Origin of the sequence: Sporosarcina contaminans (assembly GCF_042679045.1) — a bacterium.
In the GTDB taxonomy this organism is placed as follows: Bacteria; Bacillota; Bacilli; order Bacillales_A; family Planococcaceae; genus Sporosarcina; species Sporosarcina contaminans.
The window spans coordinates 1-1,910 of record NZ_JBHTLT010000017.1 but is presented as its reverse complement, the minus strand read 5'-3'; the positions used below and the strand labels follow the sequence as shown (position 1 = coordinate 1,910).

Here is a 1,910-nt window from a genome sequence, read left to right as displayed (position 1 = left end):
CCGCCCCAGTCAAACTGCCCACCTGACACTGTCTCCTGCCCGGATCACGGGCAAGGGTTAGAAGTCCAATACAGCCAGGGTAGTATCCCACCATTGCCTCCTCCGAAGCTGGCGCTCCGGATTCCAAGGCTCCTACCTATCCTGTACAGGCTGCACCGGAATTCAATATCAGGCTACAGTAAAGCTCCACGGGGTCTTTCCGTCCTGTCGCGGGTAATGCGCATCTTCACGCATATTATAATTTCACCGAGTCTCTCGTTGAGACAGTGCCCAGATCGTTACGCCTTTCGTGCGGGTCGGAACTTACCCGACAAGGAATTTCGCTACCTTAGGACCGTTATAGTTACGGCCGCCGTTTACTGGGGCTTCAATTCGAAGCTTCGCTTGCGCTGACCTCTCCTCTTAACCTTCCAGCACCGGGCAGGCGTCAGCCCCTATACGTCACCTTACGGTTTTGCAGAGACCTGTGTTTTTGCTAAACAGTCGCCTGGGCCTATTCACTGCGGCTCTCTCGGGCTTTAACACCCTATCAGAGCACCCCTTCTCCCGAAGTTACGGGGTCATTTTGCCGAGTTCCTTAACGAGAGTTCTCTCGATCACCTTAGGATTCTCTCCTCGCCTACCTGTGTCGGTTTGCGGTACGGGCACCTCCCGCCTCGCTAGAGGCTTTTCTTGGCAGTGTGAAATCAGGGACTCCGGGGACATTTCCCCTTGCCATCACAGCCCAGTGTTATAGGAACGGGATTTGCCTCGTTCCACACCTCACTGCTTAGACGCGCATGACCAACAGCGCGCTCACCCTATCCTACTGCGTCCCCCCATTGCTGATAACGGCGGGGAGGTGGTACAGGAATATCAACCTGTTCTCCATCGTCTACGCCTTTCGGCCTCGACTTAGGTCCCGACTAACCCTGAGCGGACGAGCCTTCCTCAGGAAACCTTAGGCATTCGGTGGAAGGGATTCTCACCCTTCTTTCGCTACTCATACCGGCATTCTCACTTCCAAGCGCTCCACCAGTCCTTACGATCTGGCTTCAACGCCCTTGGAACGCTCTCCTACCACTGACACCAATGGTGTCAATCCGCAGTTTCGGTGATCCGTTTAGCCCCGGTACATTTTCGGCGCAGCGCCACTCGACCAGTGAGCTATTACGCACTCTTTAAATGATGGCTGCTTCTAAGCCAACATCCTGGTTGTCTGGGCAGCGCCACATCCTTTTCCACTTAACGGATACTTGGGGACCTTAACTGGCGGTCTGGGCTGTTTCCCTCTCGACTACGGATCTTATCACCCGCAGTCTGACTCCCAAACATAAATCATCGGCATTCGGAGTTTGTCTGAATTCGGTAACCCGGGATGGGCCCCTAGTCCAAACAGTGCTCTACCTCCGAGATTCTTTCGTTTGAGGCTAGCCCTAAAGCTATTTCGGAGAGAACCAGCTATCTCCAGGTTCGATTGGAATTTCACCGCTACCCACACCTCATCCCCGCACTTTTCAACGTACGTGGGTTCGGGCCTCCAGTAAGTGTTACCTTACCTTCACCCTGGACATGGGTAGATCACCTGGTTTCGGGTCTACGACCCCATACTCATTCGCCCTATTCAGACTCGCTTTCGCTGCGGCTCCGCATTCGCTGCTTAACCTTGCATGGAATCGTAACTCGCCGGTTCATTCTACAAAAGGCACGCCATCACCCATTAACGGGCTCTGACAACTTGTAGGCACACGGTTTCAGGTTCTCTTTCACTCCCCTTCCGGGGTGCTTTTCACCTTTCCCTCACGGTACTGGTTCACTATCGGTCACTAGGGAGTATTTAGCCTTGGGAGATGGTCCTCCCGGATTCCGACGGAATTTCACGTGTTCCGCCGTACTCAGGATCCACTCAGGAGTGGCTGGGCTTTCGGCTA

1 rRNA gene is annotated in these 1,910 nt (G+C 54.2%); it reads right to left on the bottom strand.

The features are described 5' to 3' along the window. Nucleotides 1-1,910: ribosomal RNA gene (locus ACFQ38_RS03755) — 23S ribosomal RNA — on the bottom strand; the annotation flags it as partial.